Origin of the sequence: Nitrosococcus halophilus Nc 4, from assembly GCF_000024725.1 — a bacterium.
In the GTDB taxonomy this organism is placed as follows: Bacteria; Pseudomonadota; Gammaproteobacteria; order Nitrosococcales; family Nitrosococcaceae; genus Nitrosococcus; species Nitrosococcus halophilus.
In genome coordinates this window covers 1523359-1535830 of sequence record NC_013960.1, presented here as the reverse complement: position 1 = coordinate 1535830, position 12472 = coordinate 1523359, and the positions used below count along the sequence as shown (strand labels likewise).

Below are 12472 nucleotides of genomic sequence, written 5' to 3'. Positions count from 1 at the left end.
TCTGCACTCAACTCTCCTGACGGGCAACCTGCCATTTAGCAACTGGAATCTTTTCCAGACCGGCAACCCCCAGGTAAGCCAAAACCGCACCCGCCAGAGAAAGCAAATAAGGCGTCTTCCAACCCGCAAAATACTCGCCCACAAACCATAGGGCAGAACCGACGATAAGGGCCGCTAAAAACTACAAAATAATAGCAAATACAGTAAAATTCTCGTATGCCAACCTTTTCCCCTATCCCCCCCCCTCCTCTAATGGATGAATTGGTCAATTTTGTTGCCCAAAGCAAGCACCTATTCGTCCTCACCGGGGCAGGTTGCAGTACCGAATCAGGGATTCCCGATTATCGGGATGCTGAGGGGGAATGGAAACATAAGCGGCCGCTGCAATACCAGGATTTTATCCGCAGTGAAAATGCCCGAAAGCGTTACTGGGCACGCAGTTTATTGGGCTGGCAACGCATTGCCCTGGCCCAACCCAATCCGGCCCACATTGCACTCGCCTGCTTGGAAAGGGCGGGTTGGATCTACCAATTGGTCACCCAAAATGTGGATGGTTTACATCAAAAGGCGGGCAGCCGACGAGTCCTTGACCTCCATGGCCGACTCGATACCGTAGAATGTCTCGATTGCCAATGGCAGTGGCCCCGGGAAACTTTTCAACAGAGACTTCAGGAGAAAAACCCCGATTTCAAAAACTTTTCAGCGGCAATTGCCCCCGATGGGGATGCCCTTTTGGAAGACATTAACTTTAGCCAATTCCAGATCCCTCCCTGTGAGCAATGTGCGGGTATCCTAAAGCCTAGTGTAACTTTCTTTGGAGAAGGCGTTCCCTCCCAAAAGGTCAAACAGGCCTATGCTTATCTAGAAGATGCCGATGGGCTACTGATCGTGGGCTCCTCTTTGATGGTATACTCCGGCTATCGTTTTTGCCGCGCTGCCTGGGAGCAATGCAAACCCATCGCGGCAATCAACCTGGGCCGCACCCGCGCTGATGATAAACTCTTCCTCAAAATACCCGCCCCTTGTAGCCAGGTATTGCCCGCCCTCGTTGCCCAGCTAGGTATTTAGCACTCTCCAAAAATTAACGGCCTGAGCTAGAGGGCATATAATTAGGGGTAGGTGTATCTGAACAATGAGCCATTAAGTCAGAGGAGGTAAAGTAGCCATGCCAACGCAAAGCCCCCCAGAAACCAAAGCACGCGCTTTAGGAATCAACCATGTGGCCTTGGAAGTAGATGACGTCAATGCTGCCTTGGATTTTTACAGCCAGATTGTCGAGTTTAGCTTGCGTGGACGACACGAAAGCATGGCCTTCATCGACTTAGGCGATCAATTTATTGCATTAATGGAAAAACGCACTCAAAGCCCAGATAAACACCGACACTTTGGTTTGGTTGTCGATGACAAAAACACGGTCAAAAAAACCCTTGAGGCACTTAATGTTAAGCTCTTACCAGGTGAATTTCTCGATTTCATCGACCCCTGGGGTAATCGGGTACAAATCGTCCAGTACAGCGATATTCAGTTTACCAAAGCCCCCCATGTATTACGTGGTATGGGCCTTAAACAGCTTGATAAATCTGACGAAGCAGTACAAGCCCTTGCTGACAAAGGAATGGCCCCAGAAAAAAATTTAGGCCAATAATTCAATACTCAAAATTAACCTGCAAGCAATCTGAGAGGCCCAGGCTATGTCTGAATATACCGTCGATATCACTTGGAAACGAGAAACGGAAGATTTTTCCTATAAAAACTACAATCGCGCTCATACTTGGCATTTTCCAGGAGGCACCAACTTATCAGCCTCCGCTGCTCCTGAATATCTGGGGAATGCTCAACTCGTCAATCCTGAAGAAGCGATGATTGCCGCCCTATCGAGCTGTCATATGTTAACTTTCCTGGCAATTGCTGCTTATAAACGCCTGACTGTGGATAATTATGAGGATCATGCCACCGGTATCGTGGAAAAAAATGAACAAGGAAAAATGGCTTTAACTCACATTACCTTACGCCCTAAAATTACTTTTAGTGGCAGCCCTGCACCAGAGCGCTCTACTTTGGAAGAAATGCATAAAAAGGCCCATGAGAATTGCTTTATTGCCAATTCCGTGTTAACCAAGGTGGCTGTTGAACCCGTCTTTTAGCCTGAATTTTTCACCACCAGGACACGAAGGTGAGGGAATCTCAGTCAATCGGGAAAAATTGATGGATAGGCTCATTGCTAACGAAGCAAATTATTTTAATCTATTTAACTTTTTGATTTCTTTGTGTTCTTAGTGCCTTTGTGGTGATCTTATGAATTATCCAGGTTAGGGGTTTGCCAGAAGGCCTACTGGAGAACCGCAAAAGGCTCAAAAACTCCCAAGCGGGCCACACATAATCTTGGGGCCAGAGGGTAGGCCGGACCGATTCGCCGGGAGCGAATCGGGAACTCCGCAGGAGGCCCGAAGGGGGCGCGCCAGGGAGGGCGCGCATCAATAAGGCCTTAGGGCCGTTTCCGGCAGGTAGCTGGAGAGAAGCTGCAAACCTCGTCCTGCTCATAAGGACAGCCGATTTTCATATTTCTATCTTGCCTTAGTACAATACACATACTCCATTAGCAGCCCAAAATTTGATATGAAGCTTAGCGTTAAAGAATTCCAAACCTGGGAAAATAAATGCATTACCCTTCTCGGAATGTCAGGGGTAGGCAAAACACGCCTGGCCTATATCCTGCGTAAGCATAATTGGTTTCACTACTCCGGGGATTACCGTATTGGTACTCGCTATCTGGATGAGGCCATCCTCGATAATATCAAGCAGCAAGCCATGCAGATTCCCTTTCTGCGCGATCTGCTACACTCCGACTCTATTTACATTTGCAACAACATTAATGTTGATAACTTAAAGCCGGTGTCTAGCTTTTTGGGCAAACTTGGCAATCCAGAACAAGGAGGATTAGGTCTAAAGGAATTCAAGCGCCGCCAGGAGTTGCATCGGCAGGCAGAAATTGCGGCCATGAAGGATGTGCCGGAGTTCATTCGTAAAGCCCGGGAAATCTATGGCTACCAGCACTTTGTCAACGACGCGGGCGGAAGTATTTCTGAACTCGATGATCCAGAGGTACTTCAAATCCTAGATCAGCACACGCTCATCCTCTATATCAAGGCCACTGAAAAAGACGAGCGGGAACTTATTCGACGGGCAGAAGAAGGTCCAAAGCCTCTCTATTACCGCGAGTCTTTCTTGGATGAACAACTGACCCTCTATCAGCAAGAAAAAAACCTGTCCTATGTGGCTTTGATCGATCCCGATGAATTCGTCCGGTGGGTGTTTCCCCGACTCTTTTACTCTCGACTTCCCCGTTATCAGGCCATTGCTGATGAGTACGGGTATACTATTACCACCGATGAACTCGCCCAGGTTCAGGACGAAGCCGATTTTCTGGGTTTGCTGGAAACCGTGGTAGGCAGAAAGCCTTAGGATTTTTGTAATACGACAGAGAGCGGATAATTTACCCATGCCTTTGGTTGCTAACTCTAACTTACCGGCCTTTGAGCGGCTGAAGCAGGAAGGTGAAACCGTCATCCCGAGGGATGTCGCGCTCCACCAAGACATTCGCGAGATGCATATTGGGCTGCTAAATATGATGCCTGACGCCGCCCTAGCTGCAACCGAACGCCAATTCTTTCGGCTGATAGGCGAGAGCAACCAGATTGCTCAATTTTACCTCCATCCCTTTACCCTGAAAGAGATCAAACGGAGTCCCGAAGCGACTGACTATGTGGAGCGATATTACGAAACCTTTGAGCAAGTTCAGGCGGAAGGACTCGATGCGCTGATTATCACCGGCGCCAATGTCACCCAGCCCCGCCTCTCACTAGAGCCGTTCTGGGAACCACTCATCGAAGTCATTGGCTGGGCCTACGAAAATGTGACCTCTACCCTTTGCTCCTGCCTCGCGACCCATGCCGTCCTTGAGTTTCGCTATGGTCAAGAACGGCAGCGGTTGCCTGCTAAACGCTGGGGCGTCTATTCTCATCGGGTAGTGGACCGCTCCCATCCCCTAGTGCGGGGAGTCAATACCCGCTTTGATGTCCCCCACTCCCGTTTCAACGAGATCAGCCGTGATCAATTTGAGGCAGCCGGCCTTCATGTCCTGGTGGAAAGTGAAAGGGGGGGAGTCCACATGGCCGTAAGTGAGGACTTGTTCCGCATTGTGTTCTGTCAGGGACATCCGGAATATGACAGCATCAGTCTACTGAAAGAATATAAGCGGGAAGTCCTGCGCTTTGCCCAAGGACAGCGGGACCACTATCCTCCCTTCCCTGAACACTACTTTTCCCTGAAAATCCAGGCCATATTGGAGGAGTATAAAGATCAAATGATTGTGGCCCGGGATAAAGGCTTACCCCTCCCCGAATTGCCAGAGCCGCTAATTGTCGACTACTTAGATAACACTTGGCACGACACCGCCGAAGCGGTAATCAACAATTGGATGGGAAATGTCTATCAGATTACCAATAATGACCGCCGGCTGCCCTTCATGGAAGACGTTGACCCCAATGATCCGCTGGGATTGCGGCGGGTCAGCTTAGGGCAAACTGCCTGAGGAGAGCCCTCCCCAGTGTATGGCACCAGAATGGATAAGGGCGAACTACACCCCATTTGTCTCTAGGCTGGAAAAAGAAATCACCGACATCTATCAACAGGCGCTCATGGCCTGCGATGAATACGGACTTACTGGGTGAAGCATATTCGCCATCAACAACAGCAAGCTTCTTCCCTCACCCTCTATATAGACGCTTGGCTTGAATGGGGGAGCCAACGGCTTCTGAGCCCCCATATTAGGGTCTAGCTAAGATGTCTACTGTCTTACCGTCTCCACCGCTTGTACTTGTATAAGCGCAGTCGGCACAATTACCTTGCCGCACGACTTTGTTTTACCCTCTCTGCTATCAATTCTGCACTTTGCTCCGTTCAGGCTTCCGCATCCTCCCGAGGGTAGGTCCACAGTCACCGTTGTATCTAACCCTACTTCTGTTGGTCCAGAGATCTCGCATGTGCACTCGCATACCAGTTTGTGCGTGGGGTCCTTGGGCTTGAAAGCCACCTCTGGGTGCGAGTCGCAGGCAGCGAGAATCAGCGGGAAAGCCAACGGAATGAGGATTGGCTTAACCCAGGAGCTCGCTTCAGATGATTTCATGGCGGGGTTCCTTGCTAATCGTGAGACTAAACAGATTAAAGACCTTTTTCAGCCAAATTGCTACCTTCCCAAAGAGGGATCCCATTGAGGAGGTCGAGGCGAAGTTTGAAAAAGGGAGGAGAGTCAGAATCTTGATAGGTGTTTATAATTCCTCCTGTGTCTCAGTCAGCGACTGGACGCTTTTCATCCCCTTTACCCCACCTAGCATGATGGTCAGGGGCGCTAATCCCCCAAGCCGTGGGTTGGGCGTACTCAGCCAATGGGCACGTCGCTCTGGCTGCCCGGGAAATAATTTCTTAAGGGAGCGCTCAATGGCCAGCACATGTCCGGTCCGCTCCAGAACACTTCGGTCCGCCGGTAGCGGTTCCCCCCGTTGCAATGCTGTCACATTGGCTAGCCCCAACAATTCTGCTTGGGTTTTCTCATGCAGCGCCCAGCACTCGAATGTTTCCCTCAGCGCCTCAGCTAATCCTTGACGGGCCTCGAGACTTTGCAGTCCAGGGACTAGGGTCATTATTCACCGCCCATAAAAGTCTAGGATAATCTCTGAAAACCTAGTCTTATTCACACCGTCAACACCAATGCCGCTAGAGCGGTCTTACTCGGCTCTGGTGTGCGTTTTACGTCTGACTTGAGCGTGTCCCGACGATACCTATTTAAATTGATCGCGGCATTGAGATCGCGGTCAATTCTTAGGCCGCAATCACATGCCAACGCTCTATCTGCCAGCGTGATGTCATGGATTTGGCTGCAACCTGAGCACATACGGCTAGAGGGGAAAAACCTATCCACCAGCTCAACCGTGCAGCCACGCAGATAGGCTTTATATTCGATAAATTGCCGCAGCATACCAAAGCCTGCATCTACTATTGACCGGGCTAATTTGCGATTCCGAATCATGCCTTTTACAGGGAGAAACTATCGTTAATATCCTTTTTCTTAAACTTTGGAAAACCAGGTTTCTCCCCCTTCTTCACTCGCCTAAAAAAGTGCTTGAAAGCATTATCCAGGTCATCAATCGCATTGCGTGTTACTCGGCTTGAGACTTCACTATACCAGGGGAACTCAGACCGGATAACCTTAATGTAGTGCTGATAGGCCGCCGCCTTGCTCCACTTATTCTCATCTTTAGAGAAGTGCTCCAGCAGCTTGTTATAACAGTGCCGCCTAGACCCGCACGCCTTATCTAAATACGCGGCTTGGCTGATAGAGGGCCGCAACTCAATTTTGTGTGCTAGTAGCATGCTTTAGCGCCTCTATCGTCTGCGGGTGCTTTCTGCTTCGGCTTCCATATAACCGGGCTGAAAATACCGTGATGATTTCTAAAACATCTTGGGCGAGCTCTTCCTCAAAACTGGGTGGCTCGCCTTTATGGATAATCACAATCTCAATGCCTTGAATTTCGCCATTAGCCTGTTTGCCTCTCAAGCCAAACCGCCAACCCCTTCGCATTCAAGTTGATATCCATTCCCAATAAAGCATCACGCTGGCTGTCATCTTGGGGAAAACCATGGACATCCAAACGATCCCACAGATAAGCCCGCAGCTTACCCTTAATAGCTGTTAGCCGATCGTCTTCCTCCACACAATCCCTTGTCAGGGTGACGAAGGCCTCAAGATCCCTGTGTAAATCTTTGGCTAGCCGCTTAAGATCGGTTACTCGACTATAATGGGTCAGATAAATGGCTTCTGGTTCATATTCCATGAGACGATTAATGGAAGCATGGGCGGCGTCCGGGTCAAAATGGATGGGCGTGGTTGCGGGAAAAATAAACGCCCCCTGGGAAGTATCCAAATCCCGGTAGGAAATACCAAAAGTATCACCAGCGAATATGCTGCGGCTATCCCGATCAATGATGCAGTAATGGTGTAAGGCATGCCCCGGGGTATGGATAAACTCCAGACGACTTCCCCCCAATTCCAGCCATTCTCCCTCTGCTATCGCAATAATGCGGTCAGGGGGGATGGGGACAACCTCTCCGTATAGGCGCCTAAAGACCTTGTCCCCATAAACGGCCCGGGTCCCAGCAACGAGTTTCTCAGGATCGGCAAGGTGGGACGCCCCCCTGGGATGAACGACGACTTGAGCATGGGGCAATTGCTGCACTAGTCCACCCGCACCCCCCGCATGGTCCAGATGAATATGAGTCAGCAGCACATAGTCAACCTGCTGGGGGGTAATTTGCAAAGCCGCCAGTGCCTCCATGAGCCGGGGAATCGAGGGCGCCGGCCCGGTATCCACAAAAGCGGCCCGCCCCCCCCGAAAAATAACATGACTGGCATCCATTTTGGGACGCACAAAACCCGTGTCAATGGCGGTGATGCCATCAGGAAAAGGAGTGAGGTACGCTTTCACCGGATTTCCTAGTGCCCCGAGGATAATTGCCACTCGTGGGTCAGCTTTATGGCCTCGGCAACTTGTGACGTATTCATATCCTTAGCCAGGGTATCTCTGTACTTCTCTGCGTTTTTATCTCCTTGCTTTGCTGCTACGTTGAACCAGAAGTAAGCTTGAACGTAATCCTTTGCTACCCCTTGCCCTTCGCTATACATCACCCCAAGGTTATTTTGTGCCTCCACAATTCCTTGATTGGCAGCCTCCTCATACCATTTAATCGCCTCTTCTCGATCCTGGGCAACCCCATAGCCATTATCGTAGATAAAACCTAGATTAAACTGAGCTTCGGGATCTCCTTCTTCCGCTGCCCTTTTAAACCAATAAACGGCTTTGGGGACATCTTGGGGCACCGATTTTCCTTGATAGTACATCACGGCCAGGTTGAACTTAGCACTCACATCCAGTTGCTCACTAAATTTTTCAAACCACCTTTGGGCTTCTTCCGGATCTTGGGGCAAACCATGTCCATTGGCGTACATCAGGCCCATGTAGAACTGAGCATTCATATTTCCCTCTTCGGCAAGGGGCATGAATTCCCTCAGCGCGGTCTCATAATCTTGGTTCTTATAGGCCTCCCTTCCGGCATCCACATCCGCCTGGGCCACTTGAAATAAACCTAAAAGTAATACCGCCCCGATGAATTTCCATACCCCGGTGGCGTTTCGATAATGAACTCTAGTGTCTTGATTCATAGAAATCTCCGTTTCAGGTTAGCACCCTGTGTTAAAACTTCGCTATCCAGCCCCGGCCTAAAAGTTTGAGGGGTTGGTTTTTCTGGGCTCTCATTCCTTCCCTTCGTGCGCACAGCGCACGCTACCTGTCGGCTTGTAGGGGCGACCCCATTCCACTCAAAAATTTTGCCAAGATCCTTACTAGGACACTCAACGTCAAATTTTCGACGGCTTCTAGCCTCAACCCGGCGTACCGTCCATTTTCCACAAGAGACTCCATCCCATTAAAAAACCTGCAATCCGATTATAGCGCGCCTTGGTTAGAACGGTGGTATCGCAATCCACCATGGACTTACCTCGCCAGGGCTTCTGTACAGAATAAAACGGGATATCAATTCGCATATTAGATTAATCTTTAAGCTATAGATCAAGCGGGGGTGGGCTAAAACAGGACTTGCAGAAGGTACTCCCCCAATCAGTAAAATTTTGCGTGTTGATAACAAGTTTGCTAAAAACTGTCCGAAGTATTGGTACACATTACCCAGGAGATTGTTAAAACGAGTAAGAATATGAAAGAGAAAAGACTTTGGTACGGTTATCTTGATGCAGGCCAGAAGAGTACACTGGTCGTGCTTGACCATAGCCTCCAAACGGGCAATGAGCAGACGGTCTATTTATTTAACCTTGCGCGGGGAAAATTTTTGGAGTATCAGCGCCAGATTGTCGAACCAAAGCTACGGGAATTAAATCCCGAACAGACAACGGCGACCAAGCAACTTAAAACGGCTTATACCAAAGCCCGGCGTAATTTCAAGCCTCACGATAATCGAGTAGTCCAATTTCCGGCACGGGGCTCATCGACTAAAGAAACCGCAGCACAAGAACCCCTAGAAGAGCTAACCGAATTTATGGGCAACGATGGCGAAGGGTTTACCGAAAATGAGGATTGGTTCGACAAAAATTAATATATTTTTCAATGACTTGAGCGTTAAAGTGTTGTTAGCAGCCTAGCGGCCTCCTTTGGGTCTATAACACTGAGACGACGCCTTATTCCCATTTCAGTATTAAGGTATTATTCCTTCCGCCTTCTACTCGGGTACCTAGCTTTTTCCCTTCCCTGGTGAGGGTTTCTTGCAACCATTGGCGGTCCTCCCTTAAGGCCCGTTTTAGGCTAAAGCGTTTGATTTGAAGAGGTACCATCTCCAACCGGCACACCTTTCCTGTCGCTGCCTCCATGGTAACAAAATACATCAAGGTCAACTCACCCCGATACTTTTCGTAACCGCGGATACCCTCATAGTCATTCAAAAAATCACCACACCCATACAGAATGGGGCTCCCTTTATAGATTTCGATTCCCTTGGCATGATGGGGAGAATGGCCATGAATAATATTCACGCCGGCCTCTTCAATCAGTTGGTGGGCAAATGCTCTTTGCTCCGGCGGGATGTAATAGCCCCAGTTACCACCCCAGTGAATAGAAGCAATGACAATATCCCCCGGCTGCTTTACCTCTCGGACACTTTCCCCAATACCGCAGGCGGTTTTCTCTGAAAAGTCCGCCAGTAGATTCACGCCGGCTTTGTGTTTCGAGGCAGCCCAATCCAGCGGTATGCCACTTGTTACCGACCCGTAGGAAAACACCACCACCCTGCCCTTCCCAGACACCTCCATGATTGCCGACGCTTTTGCCTGATTAAGGTTATCGCCTGCGCCGGCAGTGTTTATTCCCGCCTTCTTCAACGTTTCCAAGGTCTCTGCTAGTCCTGAATACCCCCAATCCAGCACATGATTATTGGCTAGCACACAACAGTCTATCTCTGCCGCCGTAATGCAAGAGATATTCTTGGGGTGCATTCTGTAATTGATACCCTTAGGAAGCCAATCGTCACTGGTGGTGATGCTGGTCTCTAGGTTGATGATTCGTATATCTGGAGATGCCAGCGCCAATTCCTCAAGAGCATCTCCCCAAATGTAGGCAAAATCTACGGGTTTTGGGATGGGGCCATTGACCTTTTCCGCAAGTTTTACGTAATCCGTTGCCATATCCATATAGGGCTCATGGATAGCGGGATGATTGGAGTAAGGCAAAATTTGGTCAATGCCCCTCCCCGTCATCACGTCACCGCAGAGAAACAGAGTAATAAGATTGGAATTCTCTTGTGACTTAGGTTCGGCAGGTTCCATGACCTTAAAAGACAGCGTTGGAGCCTCACATGGATGTTAGGCGACCCCCTAGCAAGGTCGCGAAGTGAAACGGCGCGCCGAGCGCGAGGGCCACATGACTTGCGTTTTGCCATGAATTGGCGTTATGATTTTCTTGCTCTCGGAGCCTAGGGTGGGGAGCACCCGAAGTGAAAGCGCGAGGAGCGGTAAAGACCCCAAGACCAAGGTCACCCTTTCGTCGAGGACCGCGAGGAACCGCGAATTCTCCAGATTGATGAAGTTTTGTAGGAACAAAATTGAAATCAGTCATAGCGAAACTCCAATTTTAATATCCCCCATCTACGCCTTCCCCCTAGCGGGAGGGAAGGCGTAAGATGTGCTGTTTATCCGCTATGGCTAACTCCCCCTGCAACAAGAAGGTCGGGGCATAAAATCTGAACTTGGTAGCTCTCGCTCAGGCATAACCGAGCACGACCGCACCTAAATAAACCGCACTCACCCCCGCTAGGCTTCCCCCCATAAGCGTGGCCCAAATCAGCCCTGTGCGGATTCCCACAATGCAAATTCCGATACCCACCAAAAGTGCATACAGGGCCGTCCCCGTTAGCATCCCCTCATTGACTATCGGGGCACCCATTTCTCCGGTTATAGCATCTTCTCGATAACGCATTAAATCCTACTCCAAGATTTGCAGGGGTCAACAGGAGGGGAAATGAAACACCTTTAGGACTCCCATTGACAGTGATAGACACATAAAGCACAGGCGCTACGTTCCCAGTGCTATTCAGCGTAGCCCAGGCCCTTACCACGCGAATTACGCGCATAAAAACTGAGTTTGCCTCTAGGAACAACCACTATTCCCGAGGGGGAGACATGATATCGGCGGGTATCTTCCTGGTAATCATAACCAATCTGGGTACCCGGTGCAATAATGTTATGACGGTCGACGATAACCCGTCGCAGCCGGGCGCCGCGCTTAATTTTAGAATAATCCATAATGATGCATTCCTCTAACTCCGCCCCTGCTTCCACCACGGCTTCCCGGCGGAGGATACAGTTACGCACCCGAGCACCTCTATGAACTACACAGGCGGCACTGAACAGGCTATTCTCGATTTCACCCCCGAGAATCCGAGCTACCGGCCCTTGGTAGTTACTGGAAAAGATAGGCCATTGGGGGTTAAAAGCATCGAAGCGGGGCTCCTCCCCGAGCACATCTTTATGGGCCTCGAAATAGGCGTCAATGGTGCCCACATCACGCCAATAACCCACTTCCTCATAGGGCTTAATCCCTGGAATTTCATTGCTTGAAAAATCATAGGCAAAGAGGCGGTGGCTCTTCAGCAACCGGGGCAGAACATGATGCCCAAAGTCCGTTTCACCCAATCGGTGGCTTTCCATGAGCGCCTCTACCAGCACCCTAGTATCGAACAGGTAGTTCCCCATGGAGGCATAGGCACGGTTGGAGTCGGAGGGCATCGATTTAGGTTGTTGGGGTTTTTCCTGGAATTGCCGTATTCGGCCATCCGCGTCTGTGGCGAGAATCCCAAAATTCGGCGCTTGCTCCATAGGTACCGGCAGGGCGGCAACCGTGACATCGGCTTTCTGTTCCCGATGAAACCAAGCCATCTGCCGCACATCCATTCTGTACACATGATCGGCGCCAAATACGGCCACCAAATCCGGATTATGGGGCTCAAGCAGTCGGAGACTCTGATAAACCGCATCTGCCGTGCCCTTGAAAGTGAGCGTATCCTCATGCATCTGGGGAGGCACCGCCGTGACGAACTGATCAGGGAGCAACGGGGATATCACCCACGCCCTGCGAATATGCTCAATCAAGGCCTGGGGTTTATACTGCACCAAAAGATAAATGGAGCGAATTTCAGAATTGATCAGGTTACTCAGAACAAAATCAACCAGCCGATAACGGGCACCAAAAGGGACAGCGGGTTTACAGCGTTCCGCAGTTAAAGGATGAAGGCGTTTACCTTCCCCCCCCGCCATCACAAAAGCAATGATTCGTCCCCCGTATCTTTTCTTCCTCATCCG

15 protein-coding genes and 1 pseudogene are annotated in these 12472 nt (G+C 50.0%); 6 read left to right on the top strand and 10 right to left on the bottom strand.

The window, feature by feature from the left end; genetic code table 11:
- Positions 1 to 7 precede the first annotated feature (7 nt).
- A complete protein-coding gene (locus NHAL_RS22215; protein WP_275261078.1) occupies positions 8 to 142 on the bottom strand; it encodes a hypothetical protein in 135 nt (44 codons plus the stop codon).
- A gap of 74 nt (positions 143 to 216) precedes the next feature.
- Here NHAL_RS22215 and NHAL_RS07365 point away from each other — a divergent pair, with 74 nt between their 5' ends.
- From NHAL_RS07365 to metA, 5 genes are all read left to right on the top strand, one after another.
- Positions 217 to 1068: an NAD-dependent protein deacetylase gene (locus tag NHAL_RS07365; protein ID WP_203434368.1), complete on the top strand. Its 852-nt coding sequence runs from the start codon at positions 217 to 219 to the stop codon at positions 1066 to 1068.
- Positions 1069 to 1165: 97 nt separating this feature from the next.
- Entirely contained in the window at positions 1166 to 1645 is a 480-nt protein-coding gene (locus tag NHAL_RS07360) for a VOC family protein (protein ID WP_013032545.1), read from the top strand.
- A 46-nt stretch (positions 1646 to 1691) separates the two neighbouring features.
- Complete coding sequence (locus tag NHAL_RS07355; RefSeq protein WP_013032544.1) at positions 1692 to 2144, top strand: OsmC family protein; 453 nt, start codon at positions 1692 to 1694, stop codon at positions 2142 to 2144.
- A gap of 472 nt (positions 2145 to 2616) precedes the next feature.
- Positions 2617 to 3462, top strand: coding sequence for a hypothetical protein (locus NHAL_RS07350; RefSeq protein WP_013032543.1), 846 nt, complete (start codon positions 2617 to 2619; stop codon positions 3460 to 3462).
- Positions 3463 to 3499: 37 nt separating this feature from the next.
- A complete protein-coding gene (metA, locus tag NHAL_RS07345) occupies positions 3500 to 4591 on the top strand; it encodes a homoserine O-succinyltransferase MetA (RefSeq protein ID WP_013032542.1) in 1092 nt (363 codons plus the stop codon).
- A gap of 736 nt (positions 4592 to 5327) precedes the next feature.
- Here metA and NHAL_RS07340 read toward each other — a convergent pair.
- From NHAL_RS07340 to NHAL_RS07320, 6 genes and pseudogenes are all read right to left on the bottom strand, one after another.
- Positions 5328 to 5699, bottom strand: coding sequence for an antitoxin Xre/MbcA/ParS toxin-binding domain-containing protein (locus NHAL_RS07340; RefSeq protein WP_013032539.1), 372 nt, complete (start codon positions 5697 to 5699; stop codon positions 5328 to 5330).
- A 50-nt stretch (positions 5700 to 5749) separates the two neighbouring features.
- Positions 5750 to 6085, bottom strand: coding sequence for a transposase (locus tag NHAL_RS21835; RefSeq protein WP_238985468.1), 336 nt, complete (start codon positions 6083 to 6085; stop codon positions 5750 to 5752).
- Positions 6086 to 6090: 5 nt separating this feature from the next.
- On the bottom strand, positions 6091 to 6429 hold the full coding sequence (locus tag NHAL_RS21830; RefSeq protein ID WP_238985467.1) for a helix-turn-helix domain-containing protein: 339 nt from the start codon (positions 6427 to 6429) through the stop codon (positions 6091 to 6093).
- Positions 6407 to 6589, bottom strand: a pseudogene (locus tag NHAL_RS21825) (IS607 family transposase); the annotation flags it as partial. The gene NHAL_RS21830 and the pseudogene NHAL_RS21825, both read right to left, overlap by 23 nt.
- A 4-nt stretch (positions 6590 to 6593) precedes the next feature.
- The gene (locus NHAL_RS07325) at positions 6594 to 7541 is read right to left on the bottom strand and encodes an MBL fold metallo-hydrolase (RefSeq protein ID WP_013032538.1); all 948 of its coding nucleotides are present in this window, start codon (positions 7539 to 7541) and stop codon (positions 6594 to 6596) included.
- Positions 7542 to 7549: 8 nt separating this feature from the next.
- Positions 7550 to 8275, bottom strand: a complete 726-nt coding sequence (locus tag NHAL_RS07320) for a tetratricopeptide repeat protein (protein WP_013032537.1) — start codon at positions 8273 to 8275, stop codon at positions 7550 to 7552.
- Between the two features lie 548 nt (positions 8276 to 8823).
- Between NHAL_RS07320 and NHAL_RS07315 the strand changes: the two genes are divergently transcribed.
- Complete coding sequence (locus tag NHAL_RS07315; RefSeq protein ID WP_013032535.1) at positions 8824 to 9219, top strand: hypothetical protein; 396 nt, start codon at positions 8824 to 8826, stop codon at positions 9217 to 9219.
- A gap of 82 nt (positions 9220 to 9301) precedes the next feature.
- On the opposite strand, the gene NHAL_RS07310 is transcribed toward NHAL_RS07315, so the two are convergent.
- From NHAL_RS07310 to NHAL_RS07295, 3 genes are all read right to left on the bottom strand, one after another.
- Positions 9302 to 10441 (bottom strand): CapA family protein, encoded by a 1140-nt coding sequence (locus tag NHAL_RS07310; RefSeq protein WP_013032534.1) that lies wholly within the window; start codon positions 10439 to 10441, stop codon positions 9302 to 9304.
- Between the two features lie 433 nt (positions 10442 to 10874).
- Entirely contained in the window at positions 10875 to 11090 is a 216-nt protein-coding gene (locus NHAL_RS07300; RefSeq protein WP_013032532.1) for a hypothetical protein, read from the bottom strand.
- Positions 11091 to 11200: 110 nt separating this feature from the next.
- Positions 11201 to 12469, bottom strand: a complete 1269-nt coding sequence (locus NHAL_RS07295; RefSeq protein ID WP_013032531.1) for a glucose-1-phosphate adenylyltransferase — start codon at positions 12467 to 12469, stop codon at positions 11201 to 11203.
- Between the last annotated feature and the right edge of the window lie 3 nt (positions 12470 to 12472).

What these genes read in the sequence shown, in the direction of transcription:
- NHAL_RS07295 (WP_013032531.1), bottom strand. Translation starts at nt 12,469, where the DNA reads ATGAGGAAGAAAAGATACGGGGGACGAATCATTGCTTTTGTGATGGCG.
- NHAL_RS21830 (WP_238985467.1), bottom strand. Translation starts at nt 6,429, where the DNA reads ATGCTACTAGCACACAAAATTGAGTTGCGGCCCTCTATCAGCCAAGCC.
- NHAL_RS07315 (WP_013032535.1), top strand. Translation starts at nt 8,824, where the DNA reads ATGAAAGAGAAAAGACTTTGGTACGGTTATCTTGATGCAGGCCAGAAG.
- NHAL_RS07355 (WP_013032544.1), top strand. Translation starts at nt 1,692, where the DNA reads ATGTCTGAATATACCGTCGATATCACTTGGAAACGAGAAACGGAAGAT.
- NHAL_RS07310 (WP_013032534.1), bottom strand. Translation starts at nt 10,441, where the DNA reads ATGGAACCTGCCGAACCTAAGTCACAAGAGAATTCCAATCTTATTACT.
- NHAL_RS21835 (WP_238985468.1), bottom strand. Translation starts at nt 6,085, where the DNA reads ATGATTCGGAATCGCAAATTAGCCCGGTCAATAGTAGATGCAGGCTTT.
- NHAL_RS07300 (WP_013032532.1), bottom strand. Translation starts at nt 11,090, where the DNA reads ATGCGTTATCGAGAAGATGCTATAACCGGAGAAATGGGTGCCCCGATA.
- NHAL_RS07350 (WP_013032543.1), top strand. Translation starts at nt 2,617, where the DNA reads ATGAAGCTTAGCGTTAAAGAATTCCAAACCTGGGAAAATAAATGCATT.
- NHAL_RS07365 (WP_203434368.1), top strand. Translation starts at nt 217, where the DNA reads ATGCCAACCTTTTCCCCTATCCCCCCCCCTCCTCTAATGGATGAATTG.
- NHAL_RS07360 (WP_013032545.1), top strand. Translation starts at nt 1,166, where the DNA reads ATGCCAACGCAAAGCCCCCCAGAAACCAAAGCACGCGCTTTAGGAATC.
- NHAL_RS07340 (WP_013032539.1), bottom strand. Translation starts at nt 5,699, where the DNA reads ATGACCCTAGTCCCTGGACTGCAAAGTCTCGAGGCCCGTCAAGGATTA.
- NHAL_RS07320 (WP_013032537.1), bottom strand. Translation starts at nt 8,275, where the DNA reads ATGAATCAAGACACTAGAGTTCATTATCGAAACGCCACCGGGGTATGG.
- metA (WP_013032542.1), top strand. Translation starts at nt 3,500, where the DNA reads ATGCCTTTGGTTGCTAACTCTAACTTACCGGCCTTTGAGCGGCTGAAG.